Genomic DNA, 23,383 nt, shown 5'->3' with positions numbered 1-23,383 from the left:
CCGGTCCCACGTCGCTAATCAGCGTGGAGATCAGTGTTTCCAGAAAGACTAAGGCAGCTTCGCCAATTCAATCTCCCGATCCAGCAACTGCTGCTTGCGTTCAACGCCCCATCGATACCCCGACAGACCACCATCGCTGCGTACCACCCGGTGGCAGGGAATGGCCACGGCCAGCTGGTTGGCGCCGCAGGCCATGGCCACTGCGCGGAAAGATTTCGGTGCGCCAATGCGCTGGGCGATTTGCGCGTAACTGGCGGTGCTGCCAGGCGGAATGTCTTTGAGCGCGAGCCAAACCCGCTGTTGAAAGGCCGTGCCCCGCATATCCAGCGGCAGGTCCAGGCCCAGATTCGGCGACTCGATAAAGCCCACCACGCGGGCAATCATCTGCTCGAAATCATCGTCAGCACCGACCAGGGTTGCGTGGCGGAACTGATCCTGAAAATCCCTCACCAGCACTTCTGGATCATCGCCGAGCAGAATGGCGCAAACGCCTCGCTGACTCTGAGCCACCAGAATCGAACCTAACGAGCATTCGCCAATAGCGAAGCGGATCTCTGTGTCGTGACCGCCCTGACGGTACTGCGCCGGTTTCATGCCAAGCAACGCATCGGATGCGGCGTAAAAGCGGCTGCTGGAGTTGAAGCCAGCATCGTACAGCGCGTCGGTGATCGAGCCGCCCGAAGCCAGTTGCTGGCGTATCTTTTTTGCCCGATGTGCATCGGCGTAAGCCTTGGGTGTCAGGCCGGTCACGGTTTTGAACACTCGATGGAAGTGGTACGGACTGAGTCCCGCCTCCTGCGCCAACGCCTTCAGGCTGGGGGCAGACTCAGCCTGCTCGATGCAACGACAGGCGCTGGCGACTAAGGCGGCATGCTGTTGAGCGACATGGCTTTGGTCAGTGGCGATGCGTTTGCTGGGCCGATAACCGGCCGCTTCCGCCTGCTCCGCGCTATCAAAAAACACCACGTTGCCTGGGTTGGGCAGCCGCGACAGGCTGCTCGGGCGGCAATACACGCCTGTCGTCCGCACCCCGTAGACAAACTGGCCGTCAGCCGCCGCATCCCGGGCCAGCACTGAGCGCCAGCGCGGGTCATTTTCAGCGGACGACGAGGGCGATCTATTGCGAGTCATGAGCCGATACCTTGCATCGATACAATGAGTTCCAGCTTATGCAGTGGCCGAAGAGGCTGCACTCCGAGTCTTGCGGTCAAACTCGACCTATTCGGCAAGCATCGGTGGCAATGTCCCCAGCAGTGATACCGCCGCCAGCGCAGCTATGCCAAACAGGCACTCGACCACGATGCTGACTCGCACGATGTCGAGCCGTAACTCGCTGCGACTGAGCATCAACCTGTTGAACAGGGCCAGCGCCAGCATGCACAACACCATGGTTACTTTGACGGCGAGCACCAGGCCGAAGCCGGAAAAAGCTGGCGCAGGCCACGGCGCGCCACTCATGACCCGGACGTTGATCAGCCCGGTCACGATAATCATCGCCACCATGAAATACCCGAACCCGCCAAAACGCAGCAGGACGGCCCGCATATCAATATTTGTGTGGCGGTCAGGCAACAATACCAATACCAGCAGCAAGCAAAGACCACCCAGCCAGGCACCGACAGCCAGCAAGTGAATGAACTGGTTAAGGATCAACAACCCGCCATAGATACCGTCGAACATTGCCACATGCCCAACCGGTGCCAACGTTGCCAGAAGCAGGGTCGCAAGTAGCAAGCGTAGCGGGGGAGATGGAGTGCCCGGCTTGAGCAGCAGCGCCAGCAATACCAGATTCAGACCCAGATGCCAGGCCCAGAACTTGCCGAAAGATGTGTGGCTCAGCACCAGCAGCAGGGTTTGCGGGTCAAGGCTTTCAACCCAACTGCCCGCCATGCTCGCGGCGGTCAGCATCAGCCAGGCAATGGCACTGATCAGCGCTGATCCGGCAAGCCAGCGCATGCCCCGGATGGGCAGCAGATGCTTGCCTTGCGCAAGTCGATAACGCAGCAGCAGATCGTGGGACAGGTACATCCCAAACAGCGTCAACAGCACCCAAAAGTGCACAAAACGACACAGGATGAGTGCAGTCTGCATGGATCAGGGGCTTACAGTGAAGCTGTAGCTGCCTTCGCTTTTGTGGGTATCAACCGAGACGGCGTGCCACTCAACTTTGTAGTCACCCGCCGCCAAAGGCGCGGCTGGCGTCACAATCAGGGTTTTCTTGTCCGCCGGATCGGTGGCGATAGCCGGAACCGGTTCAACCATGTTTTTCCCGCTTTTCGCGGTTGAGGTGATGGTGACCTTGGTGAATTTCTCCTCGACACCTTCCGAGAATTGTAGGCGCAGTTCTTTAGGGCTGGTGACGGTGCTTTTAGCCGCGGGCAGTTGGCTCTCAAGATGCGCGTGAGCGGAAGCGGTTGCAGCCATGCTGAGTGATGCGAGAACGGTAAAGGTCGTGAAGATGTGCTTGTAACGTTGGGCAGACATTAAAAAATTACCTTTTTGCGGACGCTGGATGTGCGCTTTGGATCGGCAGTCGAGGGGCTAATAGACCAGAAACTGCCGTGCGACTCCAGTGCTGAGCACCACATCAGGGCAAAACCCAAAAAAAAGCCACCGCACAAAAAGTGAGGTGGCTTAAAGTTTTAACCAAAGGAATGATGAAGCGGGAGCATCAATCTGGCGCTTTCTGATGCGGAGTCAGAAAGCGATTGAAACATGTTCTTCATCGCCGCCAACACTAACACCGGCCGGAAGATTTGGACTATTACGAAAGTTGATAGTGACTATTATCGGTTTTGCATGATGGCTCTTCGGTGAGGTTTATTGCAGTTCAGACTCCGGATGAGAAACTCACGAGCAAAAGTTTCTTATATGTCAATAATGCTGTTGTTAATTATATTTCGTGGTGTTTCTCAGGGAGAACATCTGACTCGACATGAAAACGCATGTGTTCAACTATTAATATTTTGTTTGATAGGAATTCGCCCCCCGAAGCAAACGAAGACCTGTAGGCGCGCACGAGCCCCGCGAGGCCGCGATAACGGTCTGTCTGATACACCGCCATCGCGGCCTCGCGGTGCTCGTGCGCTCCTACAGAAAACCATTCCACATCCGGCAGTTGCGTTCTGTCTGACTAGTGTTCGCCTCTGCTTTCCTGACACTTCGCTGTCCCGAAGTACTGAGACCTGTAGGAGCGCACGAGCTCCTACAGAAAAGCATTCTGATAGTTGCATTGTTTTATAAGAGCTAACCCATCTACATAACGAAAAAACCTCGGTTGGAGAGCGACCCTGCCGCCCTGAAAATCTAAAAATTCGATACGAAGCTGGCGATCTATCAATGGATCAGATAGCCACTTTTCGCCGTCGATTGCATGCTCCTGGCCATCAATTAGCCACGGAGGCTGAACATGCAGAAGTTCGAAATACTTCGACAAACCCGCTTCGATAATCTCGTTCATGAGTACGGTCTGGACGGCAGTCGTTTACTGCCATGGCAGGGCTATCCCATGCCGTTTGCCGGGGGATGGTGCGTCGTCCGGCCAGGAACAAGCAGCGAAGCGCACACCCAGATCGATCAGGAAATCTTCATCGCCATCAAAGGCCGCTCCCGACTGATCGTGGGTGAACGTGAGCTGGAGTTCGGCGTGGGTGATATCGCGGCGATTCCGAAACACACCAATCACTACATCATCAATGACTCGGAAGAGGACTTTCACTTCTACGTGGTCTGGTGGGACATGAACTACGTCAATGACTTCGTCGCCCGGCACAACGAAACCACGGGGTGCCTGAATGACTAGGTTCGTTGTCACCATCACGCCACCGACCCCCAATGGCGACCTGCACATCGGGCACATCGCCGGGCCTTTTCTGGGGGCGGATGTTTTCACCCGTGTTCAGCGCCAGCGGGGTCACGACTGCGTGCTGGTTTCCTATTCCGACGATTACCAGTCGTACATGCTGCGCAAAGGGCTGGAGCAAGGCGTGGACCCGGTCCAGCTGGCGGGGCGCAACTCTGACCGGATTGAGGCGTCGCTGGCGGCGATCAATATCAGACCCGACAACTGGATGCGGCCCCACGGCAATGCGTTTTTTGCTGACGCCGTGCGAGAGGTTTTCGACAAGGCCCGTGAGGCGGGTGTTATCGAATTTCGTGATTCCAGCGAAGCGTACTGCCCTGATTGTGACGTCTGGGGTTACGAAGCATTTGCTCGTGGCCTGTGTAGCTACTGCGGGGCCGAGTCCGATGCCAGTCAGTGTGAAAACTGCGCTCAGGCTCCCGACTCCGAACTGATGACCGAACTGCGTTGCAAGCTGTGCAGTGAGCCGGTGCAATGGCGCAGCAGCCATCGGGCATTCCTAAAACTGGCGCAGTTCAAACCCGCGTTACGCGACAGCCTGCTCAATCGCAAGTGGCGCAAGCCGCTGGACAGCTGGCTGCCCGAAACGCTCGAACATCTGCACGACTGGGGCGTGACCCGGCCCGGCGACGCTGGGCTGGATCTGGCCGAAGGCGATTCGTGCCGGGTGCACACCTGGTTCATGGGGCTGGCCGGTTATATGGCCGCATTCCGTGAGCACGCCGCTCGTATAGGCGAGCCCGAGCTGTTCCAGCAGTACTGGCAATCGGGGCAGGGCACGCTGGTGCATTTTCTCGGCTTCGACTGTGTGTTCAGCCACGCGGTGGTCTACCCGGCCCTGTTGTCTGTGCTGGACGATCTGCAGATCCGCCAACATTTCATGCCCAACCAGTTCCTCAAGCTTGACGGCCTGAACCTGTCCACCAGCCGCAACCATGCGATCTGGGTCGCCGATCTGGCCCGACAAGCCTGTACCGACAGCGCCCGGCTGTATCTGGCGAGTATTGCGCCGGAGGAGTGTGAGGGCGATTTCCGTCTGCAGCATTTCCTGCTCTGGCGCGACAGCCTGTTTGGCGAGTTTTTCCCTGCGTTGCTTGAGGCGGGTGCCCAGCAGCGCGGCAGTTGGTGGAGCGGCATGTGTGGACCTGACGCTGGCCTGCTTGAAGCGTTGCGCCTGCAATGGATCAAGGCCACCCAGCCGGAACAATTCTCCATGAAAACCATGGCCAGCGTGCTGCTCGACGTGATTGCAATCGCGCGTATTCGTCTGGGTGAAGGACGCCCGGTCAGCCACTTCGCGGCGTTCATTGCTGTGACTGGTCAAGCACTGATTCCGGACACGACCGCACGCATCGTCGAATCATTCGAGCTGCCCCTGGACAGGGTCAGCGCAACGATTCTCACCGGCTCGGCCGCTGAATACTGCATTTGAACGGACGCGCACCTCATGTTGATGGACTATGACGTCGCAGTGATCGGCGCGGGCATTGTCGGCGCCAGTATTGCGGCCCGGCTCAGCACTGCCGGACTGGCTGTGGCCCTGATCGATAAGGACGCGGCAGGCGCTGGCGGAGCAAGTGCGCTGTCCGGCGGGCTGGTGCGGCTGTATGACCCCGATCCACTGTTGATGGATCTGGCTGCGTTTTCCATCGGCTTGATGGAAGACGCCATTTTTGCGGGTACTTACGCCCGGGCTTTGCAGCGCAGCGGCGCAATCTATCGCGCTGCACCTGAGCAAATGGACGACCTGTGCCGCGCCATTGAGCAACACGCCAGCCCTCGTTACCCCATGCGCCTGATCGCCAGTCGCGAGCTGGATGGCGGGCAGTTTCCACTGTGCCCTGATCAAGCGCGGGTCAATCTGTACGAGCCCTATGCCTGCATCGGCAATGTAAGGCTGGCTGCGCAACTATTGGCAGATGTGGTGCGGCGCAATGGCCTGTTGCTGGAACATTGCCAAGTACGCGCCATCGATTGCAAATCACCTCAGGAGGTTCATGTAGGCCTGGGCGAGAGCACCTTGCGCTGCCGTGCGGTGGTGGTGGCTGCCGGTGGATGGAGTCGGCAATGGGTGCCGGATTTGCAACTGCACACCCGCTCTATTCCGCTGGCTCGTGTGCTGACCGACACAGAATGCCGCATGCCGCTGATTGATGCCGTCAGCCAGAGTTACCTGATCCCTCTGACCCGTCAGGTGGTGCAGACCGGCTGTGGCTTTCGCGACACGCAGCAATCCCCGGATGATCTGCCACCCACCGACCTGCGCAATCGGCAAAACGCTGTTGAGCGGGTGCGCCAGCTCACCGGCTGCATCCACCCTGAACTGCTTGACGTGCTGCCGGGTTTTGACAGCTACAGCCCTGACGGTCGCCCGTTGCTGGGCTTTGTCGGGGAGGACAGCCCGGTGTTCCTTGCCACTGGTATGTCCGGCCTGGGTTTCAAATTTGCGCCAGGCATCGCCCAGATCGCTTTTGAGCACATGCAAAGGCATCTGCTGGGTCAGGAAGCCAGCGCTGGCTGGTCGGCACTTTCCCCAAAACGTGCCATGCAACATGGGGAAGTTGTCGCGGGAGTGCAGCCATGACGTTGCTCAAAGTCGGTGTGTCTGCCTTGTTTGATCCTGCGGATACCCCGCACGCCAGAACCTTTCTGCGGGCGATGTGCGTGGCACGTAATTTCATCCCGGCACTGGCTCAGGTGCAGTGGCATTTCCTTGATGATGGCGCTAATCGTGCGCGTGCCAAGCAGGTCGCGGAGCACATGGTGGCTGCTGACGTCGATCTGGTGATCGGCCATTTCTCATCCGATGCGGCAGTCAGCGCAGCACCGGTTTATCGGCAAGCAGGAATTGCGCTTTTGACTCCGGCGGCGACGATTGATTGCCTGACCCAGGACCACCACAACGTGTTTCGTTTTTGCCCGTCGGACCGGCAACTGGCCAGGGATCTGCTGGGCTGGATAGCCTTGAAAGGCTGGCAAACCCTGCACATCAGCGCCGACCACAGCGCGCACGGGCAAGCCTTGGCCAAGTGCATAGCTCAGGCCGCAAGGGATGGCGGGCTACGCCAGACCGATGAGCGTGAACTGGCACAGGTGGAAGTATTTGCCGGGCGCCTACGCAGCAGCCGTGAGCATTGGCAGCAACGTCGTGCGGCGGGCAGTCACCGGCCGTTGATCCTGACTGATGACGCCGCTTCGCCGTACTTGGGCAACGCCGCCGCAGACGATCGCACGACCTGGGTGATCGGTTTCGGCAATGCCGAGAACGCAGCGCAGCCATGTCCGGGCACCTCGCAGTATCGCGAGCTATTCGGGGATGGCGTCGATGTTGTCCCCGAGACCTATTACCGGGAAAGCCTGCTGCTGTTTCACGTACTGGGCGTATTGGCCGGCCGCCACTGGCGTCGCGCCGAGCTCCTGCATGCCTTGAATCACACCACCTTCAACACGCCGTTGGGCGACGTCAGTTTCGACCAGGGCGAGCGCCGGGGCGCGTGTAACAACCTCTGGCGAGTGGGCCCCCAAGGGCTGCAAGCCATTAACGAATAGCAACGCCTTAAACACTATGGATGGGACGCAAATGAGTGCATCAACAACAAGGGGCGTTCACGCAGACGCCGTGTGTATCGGCTTCGGCCCGGCTGGCATCGCGCTGTCGTGTGTCTTCGAAGACGCACGCGAGCTGGGCTCGCCGCTTGGCGAACTCTCGATGTGTTTTCTGGAAGCCGCACATGACACGCAGTGGCATCGCGAACTGCTCCTCAGCGGCACCGACATCAACCATCACGTGTTCCGTGATCTGGTCACGCCGCGCAATCCGCGCAGCCGCTTTTCGTTCGCCATGTACCTCAAGGACCAGGGCCGCCTGTTCGACTTCGGACTGCTGGGGCGTCCGGCCAGTCGCCACGAATGGTCGGACTACCTGCGCTGGGTCTCGGCGCAAGTCGATGGTCAGACGCAATTCAATGCGCCGGTCAGGGAAATTCTGCCGGTGATGGAGGAGGGGCGCCTTAGCCGTGTTCAGATCGAAACACCGAACGGCCGTGTAGAAACCCGCAATATCGTGCTGTCCAGCGGCAGCGCGCCTCATATTCCTCAGCTTTTCCAGGGTCTACCTGGCCCGACGTTATTTCACACCTCGCAGTTCCTGACCCGCTTGCAGGCGTTCGGCGAGTTATTGCCCAAGCGCTGGCTGGTGGTCGGCTCAGGGCAGAGTGCAAGCGAATCGGTGCTGGAGCTGATCGCCCGGGAGCGCAACATCCTTGTGCATTCGGTTCATCGTTCTGCGGGTTTCAAACTGACCCAGCTCGGACAATTCCCCAATCGGGTGTTCGCCCCAGACCACGTGGATTACTTCCACAGCCTGGACCCTGCCGCCCGGCAGCGTTTTCTGGACTGGAGTCGCTCGACCAATTACGCCGGAATCGATCCGGACGAAAGCCAGAAGCTGTTTTCACTGATTTACGAAGACGCCATCGCCGGTCGCCAACGCCTGCGCACCCATGCCTACAGCGAGATCAGCCAGGTGGAAAAAACCACTGATGGCTACCGGGTCACACTGACGGACACCTTCAGCTTGAGCAGTCAGGTGCTGGAGGTTGACGTGATCGTGCTGGGCACCGGTTATCAGCAGCCTGTCTTGCCGCCGCTGCTGAGCAACTTGCAGCCGTGGCTCAAGGCCGATCTGGATGGCGGACTGGTGATTGATCGTGATTACCGCATCGCTACTCAGGGCCAATGCGACATCAAGGTGTGGGTCAACGGGCTCTCCGAACGCAGTCACGGCATCAGCGACAGTCAGTCGTTTTCGCTGATGGCATTGCGTGCAGAGCGTATCGCGCTGGGCCTCGAACGTGCCGTGCAGGCACAAACCCTTGAACCGCTGCTGGCTGAATGACGTGACCCTCATGTACAACAACATTTCCGAAATCGTTCACGACCAGACCTTTCTCAAAGTAGCGGGAATCGGGCCTGAGTTCTTTCTAAAGCTGGAGTCGCTGAATCCTGCTGGCTCGATCAAGCTCAAAACGGCGGTTGGCCTGGTCGATGATTTGCAGAGTCGGGGCCAGATCAACGCGGACACCGTGCTGATCGAATCCTCGTCGGGCAATCTGGGTGTGGCGCTGGCGATGATCTGTGCCGAGCGCGGCATCAGGTTCACTTGCGTGGTTGATCCCAACAGCTCCAATCACAACATCCGCCTGATGCAGACCTATGGCGCCGAGGTCATTCAGGTCAATGAGCTGGACGCCAATGGTGGCTATCTCGGCACGCGCATTGCGCTGATCCGCGAGAAAGTCGCTGCCGATCCGCGATACGTGTGGCTCAACCAATACGAAAACGCTGCCAACCCCCGCGCCCATGCCCGAACCACCGCGCAGTCCATCGGTCGGCACTTCGGCCATGTGGATTACCTGTTTGTCGGCGCGGGCACTACTGGCACGCTGATGGGCTGCGTACAGTATTTCCGCCGTCACCATCCCGCGACGACGATTGTGGCGGTGGACAGTGTGGGCTCGGTGACTTTTGATACGCCGCCCGGCAAGCGTTTCATTCCGGGGCTGGGCACCAGTCAGCGGCCGCCGATCTTCAATGCCGAGGGCATTCATTATCTGGAAATGGTCCCGGAGGAGCGGACCATTGCCATGTGCCGTTTGCTGGCACGCAACAAAGGTCTGCTAGTAGGAGGTTCCACCGCGACGGTCATCGCCGCGGTGCATGCCTGGCGCGATCGCATTGAACCGGGTTCGGTGGTCGTCGCGCTCTCGCCGGATTGGGGCGAACGCTATCTCGACACCCTTTACGACGATCACTGGGTCGAGCAGCGGTTTGGCCGTCATGTGTTGCAGATGACCCTGGATGATATGCCTGTCGAGTCATCGCGGACCACTGACTTGTACAGTGCTCGCCTCAAGCAGTCTGCTTTTCATGTGGTCGATGGCAAGACTGTCGCGCGAATCCTCGCCGAGGATCCAGTGGCCTGCATCGATGATGTTCAGCAGGCCTATCTGGAACATCATGCCGGGCGCAGCATCAACCCAGACAGTTACTTCCTGCGCTTCCCGCAGGCTCCGGCCAATCGCATTATTGCGCTGCCTGCCAGCCTGTCCGGAGAGCAACCGGTCAGTGGCATCAAGTGGATCTCCAGTTTCCCCGGCAACATCGAGTCCGGCCTGCAACGCGCTTCAGCGGTATTGATCCTCAATGATGCGCGTAGCGGTTATGCCTACGCCTGCCTGGAAGCATCGCGGATCAGCGCCATGCGTACGGCAGCTTCAGCGGTGCTGGCGGTGCGCTGGCTGAACCGGCAGCAACGCAGGATCGGACGTTTGTCAGTGGTGGGTGCCGGGTTCATTGCCCGGACCATCCTCGATATGTTCGTCAGCGACGGCTGGCAGATCGAAGCGCTGGAAGTATTCGATCTGCACAGCGATTCAGCCGCCGCACTCGTCGGTCACGCCACCGTGCGACACCAACTGGTGTGTCAGGCAGTTGACCTCGATAGGGCATTGCAGGCCGATGTCGTGGTGTTCGCCACCACGGCACCCAGCCCTTACGTTATTGAACAGCGCTTTGGGCCTGAGCAGATCCTGCTGAATATTTCGCTGCGGGACTTGGGGCCGGAGATCATTGCGCAGGCCAATAACATCCTGGACGACGTCGAGCATTGCCTCAAAGCCCAGACTTCGCCGGATCTGGCCGTACAGCACTATCAGCATCGTTCGTTCATCACGGGCACCCTGGCGCAACTGATGCTGGGCGAGGTGGAAGTCAGCCCGGACCGGCCGACGATTTTCTCGCCGTTCGGCCTGGGAGTACTCGATCTGGCGGTGGGCAAGCGGGTCTATGACCGCGCAGTGGAACAGGGCGCGGCGTTGCCGGTGCCGGAGTTTTTCTTTGAATCGAAGCGCTGGTGATGCCTATGCCAACGTTTTTCGACGCCCAACGGATTGTCATCATCGGTATGGGCTCTCGCGGCCTCAGTGTGCTGGAACAACTGATCGGCGAGGCCCGGCGGGATCCGCACAGGCCGCTGGTGATCGACCTGTTCGACCCACAACTGCCCGGCAGTGGTCTGCATCTGCCGGAGCAGCCTGACTACTTGATGCTCAACACCATGGCGGGCCAGTTGTCCGGCTTTTCATCGGCGTACCCGGCCTGGGAGCCTGATGAAGCGCCGGGCCTGACCTTCCTGCAATGGTGCACCGCCGAGGGGCTAAGCCTGGATGAGCGCGGTCATTCAAGTGTCAGCGAATCAGGGCGGCCCATCGAGTTTGCTGACTTCGTGCCACGTAAGCTGCTCGGCCGTTACCTACAGGATTGCTATCGACATCTGCTGACGCTTTGCCCGCCACATGTGCAGGTCAACCATCGTCGGAACCTGATTACTGGCTGTCGACCGAAATCTAGTAATCAAGGCTTTCAACTGCACACCGCTGACGGGCTGGACGTTGAGGCTGACGCAGTGTTTCTGACCACCGGACACACGCCGCAACCAAAGGCAGATTGCGAAGGTAAACGCGTAGCGATCGAAGGACTTGGTCTGAGCGCCATGGATCAGATCGCCCACCTGACTGAAGGCCGGGGTGGCCGCTTTGTCCGCGATGACAGCCAGGGCAGCTGGCGTTACGTGCCTTCGGGGCGGGAGCCGCAGATATATCTGTTTTCCCGTTCGGGCCTGCCGTTTCATTGCCGGCCGCAGGGGGCGCCGTCCGCCGTAGTGACTCAGCGGTTGTTCTTTACGGCGCAGGCCATCGTCGGACTGCGCAAAAACAGCCCGGATGGGCGACTGGATTTCGCTCAGCAGGTTTTGCCGCTGATCGAAGACGAGATGCGCAGTGTTTTCTACCTGGCGCAAGCGCGTCTGCACCAGCCGGGCCGCCTGCAGTTCGTTAGCCACTCGCTGCAAAACGCGAGGACTGAACAAGCGGTACGGGATGTTTTTGCATCATTGGCCGAGGAGTTTGGCCCGTTCGAGCCGCAGGACTATCTGGGTATTCAGGGCTGGCAGGGCGATCCGCAGCACTACCCCCAATGGTTTCGGCAATGGATTGCCCGCGATCTGGCGCGCAGTTGTCTGGGTGTCGATGCCAGTCCACTCACGCAAGCGCTAGAGGTCTGGCGTGACTGCCGGGACCTGTTGCGATTGGTCGCCGATCACGATGGCCTCAATGATCGCTCGACCCTTGAATTCTACGGCGCATGGGCGGGCCTTGGTAATCGACTGGTCGGCGGGCCGCAGAAAGAACGTTACGAAGATTTGTTGGCGCTGATGGATTCAGGCGTGGTCAGGCCTTTAGCGCCTGGTGGCATCCACGCGATTGAAGTCGACAGCCTGATCAATGCCCGTAACGCCCACAGCGGCCTGAGCCAGAGCCATTTGCCTTTGATCAACGACATGCTGACGCAGGGGCTGATCAGGGCGGCGCATCCATACCCGGCTGACGGCATCGCGGTTGATGCCCAAAGCCGGGCGCTACGTCGCGACGGTTCTACCCACGAACGCCTTTGGGTACTGGGGCCCGGCGTCGAAGGCAGCAGCTTTTACAACCATTACGTGCCAACGCCGGACCCTGCCTGTAAAGCACCGTTGCAGGCGCGGACCGCGGTGCTGGCCTGCTTCGCTGCGCTGCATGCCGAGGTCGAGAGCCTGGCGGTTGATTAACTCTACCCATTCACTTTTATCCAATTACTGAAGAAGGATTATCTCCATGGTCGAGATTACGTTGCTGACCGCGCTTGCCGGCGCTTTTATCGTATTGATCATCAGTCCCGGGCCGAATTTTCTGGTCATTACCCAACTGTCCATCAGCCAGTCCCGGCAGCAGGGGATTTGCGCCGGACTCGGCGTCGCCTCGGGCAGCATCATCTGGGCATTGCTGGCGTGCACGGGGTTGGGTCTGATGTTCCAGCAGTTGCCTTGGGCGCAACCCGCGTTGCAGGTGCTGGGGGGCGCGTACCTGATCTGGCTGGGCAGCAAAAGCCTGCGCAATGCCGGGGCGCAACCCAAGCCGCGCAACATCGGCGAGCTGGGTATTGGCAGTCTCGGCCGGGCGTATCGGTTCGGTTTGCTGACCAACATGACCAATCCCAAGGCGTTGGCGTTCTACACCAGCGTGTTCACCACTGTTTCGACACCAGGCTTGCCAATGTGGGTGCGTACGGCCGGAGTATTGATCATTGCCGTGCTGGCCATCTCCTGGTTCGTGCTGCTTGCCACGCTGTTTTCCATTCCCGCCGTGCAGGCGCGTTATCAGCGCATGAAAAAGGCCATCGACATCATCACCGGAGTGTTCATGGTCGCGTTTGGCCTGCGCTTGCTGATCGGGTTGTGGCCTATCTGATCCGCAACCTGCGCAACCCCCTATCAAACAAATCATGAATCACTGAATAGGTGCGATTTTTGTGGGAGCGGTGCTTGCCCGCGATAAGAGCACCGCGATTTACCCTTCAGACCGCGTCGCCCTTATCGCGGGCAAGCACCGCTCCCACACGGAACTGTGTTTGCTGCGCGATAGTGCGGTGTCAGGGGCACGGGGCGACTCTTATTGATTTGAACAAGGATGAACACCATGCAAAGCAATGATTGGCACTACCCGACGTCGATCCGGGTGGGGCCGGGGCGCGTTCGGGAATTGGCCCAGGCGTGCGAAGCCAGCGGTATCCGTCGGCCACTGTTGGTGACTGACCGATTCCTCGGCGGTACTGACATGATTCAGCGTGCACTGGCGGACTGCCGTAGAGCGCTTGGGCTCTGCGGTCTGTTCGATCAGGTCAAAGGCAACCCGACCGGGACCAACGTTGCCGAGGGTCTGCAAGCCTACAAAGCGGGCGCCCATGATGGAGTGATCGCCTTTGGTGGCGGCTCCGCGCTGGATGCCGCCAAAGCCATCGCGTTGATGTCCGGTCAGACTCGGCCGTTGTGGGACTTTGAAGACATCGGTGAAAACCATAAGCGCGCTGATCCTGACGGCATTGCCCCGATTATCGCGTTGCCCACCACGGCCGGGACTGGCTCGGAAGTCGGTCGGGCCTCAGTGATCACTGACGAACAGGCACGGGTCAAACGCACGATTCTGCATATCCGGATGATGCCGCGGGTGGCGATTCTGGATGCCAACCTGACACTGGGTTTGCCCGCCGACCTCACCGCGGCAACCGGCGTCGATGCCTTGACCCACTGCATGGAAGCGTACTGCTCGCCGAAGTATCACCCCATGGCAGAAGCCGTTGCGGTGAAGGGCATGCAGATGATCAAACAGTTCCTGCCTCGAGCGGTTGCCGATGGCAGCGACCTGCAGGCCCGGCAGGAAATGCTCGTGGCTTCCAGCCTGGGCGCAGCGGCCTTTCAGCGCGGCCTGGGTGGCGTGCATGCGATTGCTCAGACGCTGGGCGCTCTGTATGACCATCACCATGGGTTGCTCAACGCGATCCTGCTGCCCTACGTGTTGCAGGCCAATCAATCGGCGTTGGGGCCGCAGATGGATGCATTGGCCGTGGCGCTGGGTTTGACCCGGCCTGGGTTCAACGGGGTGATGGAGTGGTTGCTGACGCTGCGTGAGCACATCGGTATTCCCCATACGCTTGGTGCATTGGGTATCGACGAACACGATGCCGAGCTGGTGGGGCAGATGGCGTTTGCCGATGGCTGCTCGCACACCAATCCGATCCGCCATTCGGCTGAGATGTACGCGCAGATATTCTGCAATGCGGTGCGAGGCCGGTGATTGTCGACGCGGCAACCATCAAGCGCATCGACGAAGTCTGGCGTGGCGTTGTTGATCAAGGCCGGATTGTCGGTGGCGTGGTGCTGCTGGCTCAGGCGGGTGAACTTCGTTACGCCTGTGCCCGGGGTTGGGCGGATCGCGAGGCGCAGAGGCCCATCACCCGGCATCAACGTTTCAGGCTGGCGTCCCTGACCAAGCTGATTACTTCGGTCTGCATTCTGCGTTTGCAGGAACATGGCGTGCTACATATCGATGATGCGCTGACCCGCTGGCTGCCGGATTTCACGCCGAAACTGGCGGACGGCTCAATGCCGATTATCACGCTGCGCCATCTGCTGTCTCATACGTCGGGGCTGGCTTATGGTTTTGAATTGCCCCCCGGTAACGCCTATGAGCAGATTGGCGTCAGCGACGGGCTGGATCTCGTCGCTTTCGATCAGGCTGAAAACCTGCGGCGGCTGGCGAGCGTCCCGTTGCTGTTCAAACCGGGCAGCGCGTGGCGGTATTCACTCGCCACAGATGTACTGGGCGTGGTTGTTGAACGTGTGACTGGCATGACATTGCCTGAGGCCATCAGGCATTGGGTCACCGAGCCGCTGGGAATGGGCGCTACCGGGTTTCACGAGGGTGATCCGCAGTCCTTGGCATGTGCCTACAAGGATGACGCCCATTTGCCGGTGTTAATCAACTGCGCTGATGAGCTGCATCTGGACACTGGCAGGGTCAGCGTTTCGGCCTGTCGCAGCAGTGATCCGCATGCCTGGTCATCGGCCGGGGCCGGGATGATCGGCAGCGCCGATGACTATCTACGTTTGCTGGAGTGCTTGCGGCTCGGCGGTGCGCCGTTATTGACCGAGGCTGCCACGTCCAGCCTGTTAAGCAATGCGATTGGCGAGGTGCAGATCAAGGGAAGGGGGGCGGGCTGGAAATTTGGCCTAGGCCCCATGCTGCTGACCGATCCGCTTCAGGCCCGGCAATCACAAGGACCCGGAAGCTGGTCGTGGTGCGGGATTTACGGCTGCCATTATTGGGTGGATCCGCAAGCCGAAATCAGTCTGGTGGCGATGACCAACACAGCGGTGGCGGGGGCCTGGGGGGAGTTTCCAGAGGCCCTGATCGAAGCGATTTATTCGCCGTTAGCCATCAAGCCCTGGTGAACTGCTTGCGGTAGCTGCTGGGGCTGACGCCGACGATGTTGCGGAAGTGGCGACGGAACGACTCCTCGGAGCCGAACCCTGCGACATCGACGACTTCAGTCAGGCGCATGTTCGAGGACTCGAGCAATTCCTTCGCGTAGGCAATGCGTTCACCCAGCAGCCAGTCGTTGGGGGTCAGGCCGGTGCTTTCCATGAAACTGCGGTGCAGCGTGCGAGTGCTGACGGCCGCGTGGTCCGCCATGTCCTTGATGCTGTGCTGGCGTTGCAGGTCGCTGCGGATCCAGTCCATCAACTTCGAGATCGGTCCTTCATTGGCAGACACCAGCTGGCGCGAGGCATATTGCGACTGACCGCCTTCACGATGGGGCGGGATGACCATGCGTTGCGCGACCATGTTCGCCACTTTTGCGCCGTGATCGTTACGCACCAGATGCAACATCATGTCCAGGCCCGCCGCAGAACCCGCAGCAGTCACAATCTGGCCCTGATCGACATACAGCTCGTTGGGCTGGATGGTCAGTTCCGGGTACATGCTGGCCAGCAAATCGGTGTAGCGCCAATGCGTCGTGACGCGCTTGCCTTCGAGCAATCCCGCCGCAGCCAGGACAAATGCACCGGTACAGATCGAGCAGATACGTGCGCCACGGGCGTGGGCGGCCTGTAACTGGGCAATCAGCTTGGGAGGGACCTCTGATTCGACTCCGCGCCAGCCAGGCACAATGATGGTATCGGCGTTCTCCAGCAACACTTCGCCCGGCGTCGGCACGATGGTAATACCGCCTGCCGCCGTAATCTGGCCTTCGTCCACCGGGAACGTAGCGAACTCATACCAGGTGACACCCAGCTCGGGTCTTTTAAGGGCGAATACTTCAACCGTGCAGCCGAATTCAAAGGTGCACAGCTGGTTGTAGATGAGGGCGACGACAAGATGATTTTTCATGGCACGATGTTACCGGATATTGGCATTTCCGCCAGTAGTGCGGTGCAAATGTACTGGTTAACCTGAAGCCCTGAAATCAGGCGGTTGCCTTACCATTTGCCAGCGGTCGCCGGTGCGATCCAGGAGTACGTTCGTGTCTATCAACATCGGTATCTACGTCTACGACGACGTTGAAGTTCTCGACTTCGCAGGTCCTTACGAAGTCTTCACTACCGCGACGCGCATGCACTTGCGTAAAAGCCGCGATGACCGGGCGTTGTTCAACGTATTCACCATTGGTCGTACCACCGACCCGATCCGCGCCCGTGCCGGGTTGAAAGTCGATCCGGATTTCTCGATCAATGACCACCCTGCGATAGATTGTCTGATCGTGCCGGGCGGTGTGGTCAATGCCGAGCTGGAAAAGCCTGACGTGATCCGCTGGATCAGCGAGCAGTCAGTACCGGAGCGCGTGGTGGCGGCAGTCTGCACTGGAGCCTTTTTGCTGGTCAAGACCGGCAAGCTGGCCGGTAAGCAAGTCACCACGCACTGGGAAGACATTGATGACCTTAAAGAGATGTTCCCGTCGGTCGATGTGCTGAGCACATTGCGTTGGGTGGACGAGGGTGCTTTCGTGACGTCGGCGGGGATCTCTGCGGGGATCGACATGAGCCTGCACCTTGTGGAGCGCCTGCACAGTCGAGAACTGGCCGAGCGTACTGCATTGCAACTGGATTTCGATTGGACCGAGAACGATTGATCTGACGGTGTCGACCGGTCTGGCCAGATGCTTGCTGAGATTTTGGTTATAAAAAAAGCATAAATACTTGATCTGGAAGATCTTTCTGTAGGAGCTCACGAGCACCGCGAGGCAGCGATGGCGTCCTGTCTGACACACCGCTATCGCGGCCTCGCGGTGCTCGTGCACTCCTACAGATTCACCATTTGACGCAAAACAGCGCGGTGCCATGTACACCGGGGCAGTTCCTGCATTTTCTATCCCCGCCTTTTTCCGCAACAAGCTGGCATAGCAGGTTTGTTGCACGCCACTATCTCCTCAACGCGCAGTCCAGAGCCTTCAACGCTTACAGAGTGCAAGAAAAATGAATACCCACTTCTTCAAAATCGTCCAGACCGTTGCTTCCCATGGCTCGTTTTCGGAAGCCGCTGCGATTCTGGGTTGCAGTCAATCGAACATCAGTTATGCCATCAAGGAAGTGGAGGACTATTTCAACAAGCGGCTGTTCATTCGCAGTCGCGCAGGTTGCACCCTGACGCCGGAGGGGCAGGTCATCAGCCGTACGCTGGACAGTCTGCTGGCGACCCTTGAGCATCTAAAAAAAGTGAGCTCAGCGGCAGTGTCACGGTTCATTACTGTAACCACATGGACGAGACGTCTCTGGCGGCGTGCGTCGAGGCGATGACCCGGCTGCACCCCGGGGTGCATTTGAATGTGGTGCATGGCAGTGAGCAGCATCCAACCCTGGATGTGTTGCGACGGGAGCTGGCGGATATTCTGATCCTGCCCACGACGACGCTTGATGAGCATCATGTTGAGCATGTGCACTGGTCGGACGCTTATGTGTTGGTCGCTGCCCGAAGCCGTTTGCTGACGCCGCGGCCGTTTCACGAGCTATGTGAGGGCGTAAGGTATGTGTCGTGGCGCCATGCGGGTGTGGAGCGGTTGCATGGTCAGTTGGCTGCCGCTCAGGTGCGCCTCAGTCACCGCGGGGAGTTGAGTTGTGTGGCGACGTTGCTGGATCTGGTCGGGAAGGGGCAGTGTATGACGATTCTGCCCAGCCGCCTGGTTCCGGACGAGGGCCGTCTGTTCGAGTGCGTTCGTTTGCCGGTGCAGGTTGAGCGCAGTATCAGCGTGATTGCCCGACCAGGGTCGTTGTTGTCCAATGCGGCGAATGAAGTGATCGAGGTGCTGAAGCGGCTGCGGGTGGGGGATTAGGATCCACTGAGCCGTAGACCCATTATCGATGTGCGATTGCCCTGTAAGAATTCATTCGCGAAGAGGCCAGTGCATACGTGCCTATGACTTGTTGCGTACATATCCGTTTCTGCGGTCACTGCTGATATTGGTTGCGCTTTTACAGCGCCTCACTTTTGATGGAGCGCAAAGAAAGCAAAACGCTCTTGCCCCACACAGCAATATCGAATTCCGGATCAAAAGCAGATCAAAAGCATGTCGGTTTCTGTTGATGCGGTTCGATGCCCGGCCTCACGGCCTCATCAAACCCCAGAAAGCACGAAGGGGAGCCTGGGCTCCCCTTCAAGGTTTTTTCGATGCTCTTTTTTGTTGTTGGGCGGCCTGTTGTTGTTTTTGGTGGCCGTACCCTTGTCGCTGTTTTTAAGCGATCCCATTGGGGATCAAGAGCAAACGTATTTTTTTGAGCGCTGATGCGGCTTTTATCTTGTTGATCCAACCAGGTCTGGAGCTACCTCAGGGTAGTTTTGTTGTTCTCTGTCCGGTTGCGAGGGTCTTTTGCAAGGTCCTCAGAAAAGCTATCCACTCCAAAAAAATCTGTTAGCTGCGCCTCTGTCCGTGTTGTTCTTGTTATGTCAGAGCCGATACGTCTTGTTTTTATTGGGTTACTGCACGTTTTTATTTTTGTTGTACCGAACATATAGCAGGAGGCGTGCCAGTTTATTTAAATCCTTTTAAAAACAGGGGCTTGATGGAAATCGTCAGTCTGAGACTCGATCAATCATGCCGCTAGCTGTTTCCGTGTTACCCGCTTTTTCCTGCTTGATGCGGGCAGGGTAACACTCTGCGGCAACATGTCGCACCTCAGGCCGACAGACGTGCCTTGGCTACCTTCGAGCCATTGACCTTGCCAAGGACATCGCAGATGCCTTGGCCAGCGTTGATCAGCCGATCCAGATCAACTCCGGTTTCGATCCCCAGCCCGTCAAGCAGGTAAAGCACATCTTCGCTGGCGACGTTGCCGCTGGCACCTTTTGCGTAGGGGCAGCCACCCAGCCCGGCGACGGAGCAGTCGAAGACGTGGATGCCTTCCAGCAAGCTGGCGTAGATATTGGCCAAGGCCTGGCCATAGGTGTCGTGGAAATGCCCGGCGAGTTTGCCCCGGGCGATGCGCCCTGCAACGACATTGAATAACTCACGGGTTTTATCGGGGGTTCCAACACCAATGGTATCGCCAAGGGATATTTCGTAGCAGCCCATGCCAAGCAGCTCGTTGGCGACGGCTGCGACTTGTGCTGGCGCGATTCGGCCTTCATACGGACAGCCCAATACGCAGGAGACATAACCGCGCACCCGCATACCGTGCAAGCGTGCGGCCTCCAGGATTGGAGCGAAGCGTTCCAGGCTCTCACTGATCGAACAGTTGATGTTGCGTTGCGAGAAGGTGTCGGACGCAGAGGCGAAAACGGCAACTTCTCTGACTCCAGCGGCGAGGGCATCTTCAAAGCCGCGAAAGTTGGGAGTCAGTGCGGCGTAAGTCACCTTTTCATTGCGCTGTATACCGGCGAAGACCTCTGCCGAGCCTGCCATCTGCGGCACCCACTTGGGTGACACAAAGCTCCCGACTTCGATGTAGCTCAGGCCGGTTGCCGACAGCTCATCCACCAGTCTGGTTTTGTCCGCAACGCTGACAGGCCGCGATTCGTTCTGCAATCCGTCGCGAGGACCCACTTCTACCATGCGGACTTTTTCAGGTAGTGGCATGACTGGCTCCTTCTCGATTCATTCGAGAATAATTCTGCAGTTACTTGATTTTTATAGTTTTACTGAGCGCCAACTTGCAGCGCTCTTCAGCGGTGTCCAGCTCCAGCTGCATGTGCTGGATATCCAGGAGTTGTTGTTCCAGCTGAATACGGCGTTCGCCGATTTTGCCGAGCATGGTCTCCAGTTGTTTGTGATTGCCGCCGGCAGGGTCGTAAAGCTCGATCAATTCGCGGCATTCAGCCAGGGAAAAACCGATGCGCTTGCCACGCAGAATGAGCTTGAGCGTGACCTTGTCTCTGGCCGAGTAGATACGCTCCAGCCCACGTCTTTCAGGGGCAAGCATGCCTTGTTCTTCATAGAAACGGATCGCCCGGGTGGTGATATCCAGCTCACGGGCGAGATCAGAGATGCTGTAGGTCTGGCTGGTCATGTACGCGCTCGGCGGGGAAACAGAGGCTTAACCTAAGGTTCCCTTTACGTTTACGTCAAGCAGGAAATACTGCAGGGCCTACACAGATCAAGGATCTTGGAATGCATTTCTGTGGGAGCGGTGCTTGCCCGCGATAAACGATGACGCGGTGTGCCTTGCAACCGCGTCTCATGCATCGCGGGCAAGCACCGCTCCCACAGGAGATCGGCTTCTATGATTAAAAAATTTTTAAACAACAAATGATTACATTCTGATGTTCAAGCCATCTCTAGCTTGTTCTCATGTGCCGTGACCTGCTGACACAGCTCAATAATCTGCTCGCGCATCCAGCGATTCGCGGGATCCTGATCGGTGCTTTCATGCCAGTACAGGTGAGTTTCCACCGCTGGAACGTCATTCACGGGTAGCGGGAAATAACGCAGTTCATGGCGTTTGGCGAAACGTTCCGGCACGGTCATGACCATATCGGTCTGTTGCAGCACCTGTGATGCCATCAGGTAGTGTTGTGAGCGCAGGGCAACTTTGCGCTGGATGCCCATTTTCCCCAACGCCAGGTCCACGTAACCCAGCCCACTGCGACGGCTGGAAATGTGAATGTGCGATGCCGACAGGTAGTCATCCAGCTTGAAGGTTTCCTTGCCCGCCAAGGGATGGCCCTGGCGCATGGCGCAGACGTATTTGTCAGCCATCAACTTGACGTGGCGCACCTGCGGGTCAGTGTTGAGCGGCGCATCCACGGCGAAATCCAGGCGTCCGGCAGCCAGCTCCTTGGTCATCTCCCGACGTTTCGACAGAAAGCTCTCGATGGTCACTTGCGGTGCCTGGCGACGCAGACGCTGAAACAGGGCGGGCAGGATCACCGCTTCAGTCAGGTCAGTCATGCTGATCCGGTAGTTTTTTACGGCCTGTAACGGTGTGAAAATCCGGCTTTCCTGCACAGAGACTCTCAACAGCGACAGCGCGTTGCGCACCGGACCGATGATGTTCTGGGCCATCGGCGTGGGCACCATGCCCTGGGCAGTGCGAACGAACAGCGGATCGTTGAAGGTTTCCCGAAGGCGGGCCAGCGCATTGGATACTGCGGGCTGGGTGATGCCGACGATTTGTCCGGCGCGGGTCAGGTTGGCTTCCGTGTAGATCGCGTCAAAGACAATGAAAAGGTTGAGATCGACCTTGCTCAGGTTCATTCCGTGCGCCTCTTGTGCTGTTCTTGTTGTGTCGCTTCCGTGGCGGAGCGTGGCCCGATCATATATCGGTTATGAATGTTTATACACGCCGAGAATAGGTTAGATAAATGTTAGGAGTAGGCCTAGCATCGTCACATGCCCTTACAACCTCAGTCACAAGGTAGTTGCCCATGGATTTTGCTTACTCCCCGAAGGTTCAGGAATTGCGCGAGCGCGTCACAGCGTTCATGGATGACCATGTCTATCCCGCTGAGCCGATATTCGAGCAGCAAGTGGCTGAGGGCGACCGCTGGCAGCCTACGGCAATCATGGAGGAGCTCAAGACCAGAGCCAAAGCCGAGGGCTTGTGGAACCTGTTCTTGCCTGAGTCTGAACTGGGGGCGGGTCTGACCAATCTGGAATATGCGCCGTTGGCGGAGATCATGGGGCGTTCGTTGTTGGGGCCGGAGCCTTTCAATTGCTCGGCGCCTGATACCGGCAACATGGAGGTCCTGGTGCGCTATGCCAGTGAATCTCAGAAAAAACAGTGGCTCGAACCCTTGCTGCGCGGGGAGATTCGCTCGGCGTTCGCCATGACCGAGCCTGATGTGGCCTCGTCGGATGCCACCAATATGGCCGCCCGTGCCGAGCGCCAGGGTGATGAGTGGATCATCAACGGACGCAAATGGTGGACGTCGGGTGCCTGCGATCCGCGCTGCAAGATTCTGATCTTCATGGGCCTGAGCAATCCCGATGGGCCGCGCCATCAACAGCATTCGATGATCCTGGTGCCGACCGACACCCCCGGCGTGAAAATTGTCCGTCCGTTACCCGTATTCGGTTACGACGATGCGCCTCATGGGCACGCTGAAGTCGTCTTCGAGAATGTTCGGGTGCCCTATGAGAATGTATTGCTGGGCGAGGCGCGCGGCTTTGAGATTGCCCAGGGGCGGCTAGGACCGGGGCGCATTCACCATTGCATGCGCTCGATAGGTATGGCTGAACGCGCCCTGGAATTGATGTGCAGACGAGCGATCAGCCGCGAGGCTTTTGGGCGGCCATTGGCGCGGTTGGGCGGCAACGTCGACAAGATTGCCGACTCGCGAATGGAGATCGATATGGCACGCCTGCTCACATTGAAGGCGGCCTACATGATGGACACGGTGGGTAACAAGGTCGCGAAAAGTGAAATCGCCCAGATCAAGGTGGTGGCGCCGAACGTGGCGTTGAGGGTGATTGACCGGGCAATCCAGATTCATGGCGGTGCAGGGGTATCCAACGACTTTCCGCTGGCCTATATGTACGCCATGCAGCGCACGCTGCGCCTGGCAGACGGCCCGGATGAAGTACACCGGGCGGCGATTGGCAAGTTCGAGATTGGCAAGTACGTGCCAAAGGAAATGCTGCGGGGCTGAGCTGTCTATG

At 58.5% G+C, this 23,383-nt stretch carries 21 protein-coding genes; 14 read left to right on the top strand and 7 right to left on the bottom strand.

Translation table 11 applies throughout. From position 1 onward, the window contains the following. Positions 1 to 48 precede the first annotated feature (48 nt). The 3 genes from ada to copC all read right to left on the bottom strand — a co-directional run bounded on the left by ada (position 49) and on the right by copC (position 2,484). Entirely contained in the window at positions 49 to 1,131 is a 1,083-nt protein-coding gene (gene ada, locus CKW31_RS07730; protein WP_095093777.1) for a bifunctional DNA-binding transcriptional regulator/O6-methylguanine-DNA methyltransferase Ada, read from the bottom strand. A gap of 87 nt (positions 1,132 to 1,218) precedes the next feature. Then, entirely contained in the window at positions 1,219 to 2,091 is an 873-nt protein-coding gene (copD, locus tag CKW31_RS07725) for a copper homeostasis membrane protein CopD (protein WP_095093776.1), read from the bottom strand. A gap of 3 nt (positions 2,092 to 2,094) precedes the next feature. Further along, positions 2,095 to 2,484 carry a copper homeostasis periplasmic binding protein CopC gene (gene copC / locus CKW31_RS07720; RefSeq protein WP_095093775.1) on the bottom strand — a complete coding sequence of 130 codons (390 nt, stop codon included), beginning with the start codon at positions 2,482 to 2,484 and terminating at the stop codon, positions 2,095 to 2,097. Between the two features lie 925 nt (positions 2,485 to 3,409). Between copC and CKW31_RS07715 the strand changes: the two genes are divergently transcribed. From CKW31_RS07715 to CKW31_RS07670, 10 genes are all read left to right on the top strand, one after another. Next, positions 3,410 to 3,802, top strand: a complete 393-nt coding sequence (locus CKW31_RS07715; protein ID WP_095093774.1) for a cupin domain-containing protein — start codon at positions 3,410 to 3,412, stop codon at positions 3,800 to 3,802. After that, a complete protein-coding gene (locus CKW31_RS07710; protein WP_095093773.1) occupies positions 3,795 to 5,294 on the top strand; it encodes a methionine--tRNA ligase in 1,500 nt (499 codons plus the stop codon). The genes CKW31_RS07715 and CKW31_RS07710 overlap by 8 nt, the downstream gene beginning before the upstream one ends. A 15-nt stretch (positions 5,295 to 5,309) precedes the next feature. Further along, positions 5,310 to 6,446, top strand: a complete 1,137-nt coding sequence (locus tag CKW31_RS07705; RefSeq protein ID WP_095093772.1) for an FAD-binding oxidoreductase — start codon at positions 5,310 to 5,312, stop codon at positions 6,444 to 6,446. Next, entirely contained in the window at positions 6,443 to 7,411 is a 969-nt protein-coding gene (locus tag CKW31_RS07700) for an ABC transporter substrate-binding protein (protein ID WP_095093771.1), read from the top strand. Before CKW31_RS07705 ends, CKW31_RS07700 begins: the two co-directional genes overlap by 4 nt. Before the next feature lie 31 nt (positions 7,412 to 7,442). Further along, positions 7,443 to 8,759 carry a SidA/IucD/PvdA family monooxygenase gene (locus tag CKW31_RS07695; protein WP_095093770.1) on the top strand — a complete coding sequence of 439 codons (1,317 nt, stop codon included), beginning with the start codon at positions 7,443 to 7,445 and terminating at the stop codon, positions 8,757 to 8,759. A gap of 10 nt (positions 8,760 to 8,769) precedes the next feature. Then, the gene (gene sbnB, locus CKW31_RS07690) at positions 8,770 to 10,779 is read left to right on the top strand and encodes a 2,3-diaminopropionate biosynthesis protein SbnB (protein WP_095094006.1); all 2,010 of its coding nucleotides are present in this window, start codon (positions 8,770 to 8,772) and stop codon (positions 10,777 to 10,779) included. Positions 10,780 to 10,784: 5 nt separating this feature from the next. Continuing rightward, on the top strand, positions 10,785 to 12,527 hold the full coding sequence (locus CKW31_RS07685) for an FAD/NAD(P)-binding protein (RefSeq protein WP_095094005.1): 1,743 nt from the start codon (positions 10,785 to 10,787) through the stop codon (positions 12,525 to 12,527). Between the two features lie 46 nt (positions 12,528 to 12,573). Next, complete coding sequence (locus CKW31_RS07680; RefSeq protein WP_095093769.1) at positions 12,574 to 13,206, top strand: LysE family transporter; 633 nt, start codon at positions 12,574 to 12,576, stop codon at positions 13,204 to 13,206. 228 nt (positions 13,207 to 13,434) lie between these two features. Beyond that, a complete protein-coding gene (locus CKW31_RS07675) occupies positions 13,435 to 14,589 on the top strand; it encodes an iron-containing alcohol dehydrogenase (protein WP_095093768.1) in 1,155 nt (384 codons plus the stop codon). Then, entirely contained in the window at positions 14,586 to 15,746 is a 1,161-nt protein-coding gene (locus CKW31_RS07670; RefSeq protein WP_095093767.1) for a serine hydrolase, read from the top strand. Before CKW31_RS07675 ends, CKW31_RS07670 begins: the two co-directional genes overlap by 4 nt. Here the strand turns inward: CKW31_RS07670 and ftrA are convergent. Continuing rightward, entirely contained in the window at positions 15,733 to 16,686 is a 954-nt protein-coding gene (ftrA, locus tag CKW31_RS07665; RefSeq protein WP_095093766.1) for a transcriptional regulator FtrA, read from the bottom strand. The genes CKW31_RS07670 and ftrA overlap by 14 nt on opposite strands. 133 nt (positions 16,687 to 16,819) lie before the next feature. Here ftrA and CKW31_RS07660 point away from each other — a divergent pair, with 133 nt between their 5' ends. The 3 genes from CKW31_RS07660 to CKW31_RS07650 all read left to right on the top strand — a co-directional run bounded on the left by CKW31_RS07660 (position 16,820) and on the right by CKW31_RS07650 (position 18,622). Beyond that, on the top strand, positions 16,820 to 17,425 hold the full coding sequence (locus CKW31_RS07660) for a DJ-1/PfpI family protein (RefSeq protein WP_095093765.1): 606 nt from the start codon (positions 16,820 to 16,822) through the stop codon (positions 17,423 to 17,425). Between the two features lie 343 nt (positions 17,426 to 17,768). Beyond that, on the top strand, positions 17,769 to 18,089 hold the full coding sequence (locus CKW31_RS07655; protein WP_095093764.1) for a LysR family transcriptional regulator: 321 nt from the start codon (positions 17,769 to 17,771) through the stop codon (positions 18,087 to 18,089). Then, positions 18,050 to 18,622: a LysR family transcriptional regulator substrate-binding protein gene (locus CKW31_RS07650; RefSeq protein WP_095093763.1), complete on the top strand. Its 573-nt coding sequence runs from the start codon at positions 18,050 to 18,052 to the stop codon at positions 18,620 to 18,622. The genes CKW31_RS07655 and CKW31_RS07650 overlap by 40 nt, the downstream gene beginning before the upstream one ends. An 840-nt stretch (positions 18,623 to 19,462) precedes the next feature. Here CKW31_RS07650 and CKW31_RS07640 read toward each other — a convergent pair. From CKW31_RS07640 to CKW31_RS07630, 3 genes are all read right to left on the bottom strand, one after another. Continuing rightward, positions 19,463 to 20,362, bottom strand: coding sequence for a hydroxymethylglutaryl-CoA lyase (locus tag CKW31_RS07640; protein WP_095093762.1), 900 nt, complete (start codon positions 20,360 to 20,362; stop codon positions 19,463 to 19,465). 40 nt (positions 20,363 to 20,402) lie between these two features. Beyond that, entirely contained in the window at positions 20,403 to 20,792 is a 390-nt protein-coding gene (locus CKW31_RS07635) for a MerR family DNA-binding transcriptional regulator (protein WP_095093761.1), read from the bottom strand. A gap of 257 nt (positions 20,793 to 21,049) precedes the next feature. After that, complete coding sequence (locus CKW31_RS07630; RefSeq protein ID WP_095093760.1) at positions 21,050 to 21,979, bottom strand: LysR family transcriptional regulator; 930 nt, start codon at positions 21,977 to 21,979, stop codon at positions 21,050 to 21,052. A 170-nt stretch (positions 21,980 to 22,149) separates the two neighbouring features. Here CKW31_RS07630 and CKW31_RS07625 point away from each other — a divergent pair, with 170 nt between their 5' ends. Next, positions 22,150 to 23,373, top strand: a complete 1,224-nt coding sequence (locus CKW31_RS07625; RefSeq protein WP_095093759.1) for an acyl-CoA dehydrogenase — start codon at positions 22,150 to 22,152, stop codon at positions 23,371 to 23,373. Positions 23,374 to 23,383 lie beyond the last annotated feature (10 nt).

Source organism: Pseudomonas sp. Irchel 3A5 (assembly GCF_900187575.1).
GTDB classification, from domain to species: domain Bacteria; phylum Pseudomonadota; class Gammaproteobacteria; order Pseudomonadales; family Pseudomonadaceae; genus Aquipseudomonas; species Aquipseudomonas folii.
This window is presented reverse-complemented; position numbering and strand designations above follow the sequence as displayed.

Coding starts and splice junctions, on each gene's coding strand:
- CKW31_RS07710 (WP_095093773.1), top strand. CDS start 3,795: ATGACTAGGTTCGTTGTCACCATCACGCCACCGACCCCCAATGGCGAC.
- CKW31_RS07680 (WP_095093769.1), top strand. CDS start 12,574: ATGGTCGAGATTACGTTGCTGACCGCGCTTGCCGGCGCTTTTATCGTA.
- CKW31_RS07630 (WP_095093760.1), bottom strand. CDS start 21,979: ATGAACCTGAGCAAGGTCGATCTCAACCTTTTCATTGTCTTTGACGCG.
- CKW31_RS07655 (WP_095093764.1), top strand. CDS start 17,769: ATGAATACCCACTTCTTCAAAATCGTCCAGACCGTTGCTTCCCATGGC.
- ada (WP_095093777.1), bottom strand. CDS start 1,131: ATGACTCGCAATAGATCGCCCTCGTCGTCCGCTGAAAATGACCCGCGC.
- CKW31_RS07685 (WP_095094005.1), top strand. CDS start 10,785: ATGCCAACGTTTTTCGACGCCCAACGGATTGTCATCATCGGTATGGGC.
- CKW31_RS07715 (WP_095093774.1), top strand. CDS start 3,410: ATGCAGAAGTTCGAAATACTTCGACAAACCCGCTTCGATAATCTCGTT.
- CKW31_RS07675 (WP_095093768.1), top strand. CDS start 13,435: ATGCAAAGCAATGATTGGCACTACCCGACGTCGATCCGGGTGGGGCCG.
- copC (WP_095093775.1), bottom strand. CDS start 2,484: ATGTCTGCCCAACGTTACAAGCACATCTTCACGACCTTTACCGTTCTC.
- CKW31_RS07640 (WP_095093762.1), bottom strand. CDS start 20,362: ATGCCACTACCTGAAAAAGTCCGCATGGTAGAAGTGGGTCCTCGCGAC.
- sbnB (WP_095094006.1), top strand. CDS start 8,770: ATGTACAACAACATTTCCGAAATCGTTCACGACCAGACCTTTCTCAAA.
- CKW31_RS07695 (WP_095093770.1), top strand. CDS start 7,443: ATGAGTGCATCAACAACAAGGGGCGTTCACGCAGACGCCGTGTGTATC.
- CKW31_RS07700 (WP_095093771.1), top strand. CDS start 6,443: ATGACGTTGCTCAAAGTCGGTGTGTCTGCCTTGTTTGATCCTGCGGAT.
- CKW31_RS07625 (WP_095093759.1), top strand. CDS start 22,150: ATGGATTTTGCTTACTCCCCGAAGGTTCAGGAATTGCGCGAGCGCGTC.
- CKW31_RS07705 (WP_095093772.1), top strand. CDS start 5,310: ATGTTGATGGACTATGACGTCGCAGTGATCGGCGCGGGCATTGTCGGC.
- ftrA (WP_095093766.1), bottom strand. CDS start 16,686: ATGAAAAATCATCTTGTCGTCGCCCTCATCTACAACCAGCTGTGCACC.
- CKW31_RS07635 (WP_095093761.1), bottom strand. CDS start 20,792: ATGACCAGCCAGACCTACAGCATCTCTGATCTCGCCCGTGAGCTGGAT.
- copD (WP_095093776.1), bottom strand. CDS start 2,091: ATGCAGACTGCACTCATCCTGTGTCGTTTTGTGCACTTTTGGGTGCTG.
- CKW31_RS07650 (WP_095093763.1), top strand. CDS start 18,050: ATGGACGAGACGTCTCTGGCGGCGTGCGTCGAGGCGATGACCCGGCTG.